Here is a 206-nt window from a genome sequence, read left to right as displayed (position 1 = left end):
ATAGGGATGCCAGGGTATTCTGAAGATGCTTCCTCAAGAGTACAAAATGGAGTGTCTTCGCTTATTCCTCTTGGTGAAATGCCTGTTTTGGTAAATATAGCAGGTGGTTTATCTTTTGTAGTGGCTATCTGGGGAATAATTATGGCGTTTAAACGAAGACAATGGCTATGGCTAGTGTCATTTGTATTCTTCACTTATATTTCTGT

1 pseudogene is annotated in these 206 nt (G+C 38.8%); it reads left to right on the top strand.

Annotated elements, in window-relative coordinates:
* Window positions 1-206: pseudogene (locus RT27_RS36025) on the top strand (hypothetical protein); the annotation flags it as partial.

Source organism: Bacillus sp. L_1B0_5, assembly GCF_000836715.1.
Classification (GTDB): Bacteria; Bacillota; Bacilli; order Bacillales; family Bacillaceae_G; genus Bacillus_A; species Bacillus_A thuringiensis_S.
Note: the sequence above shows the minus strand (reverse complement) of the source record. Positions and strands in the feature narration are given on the sequence as shown.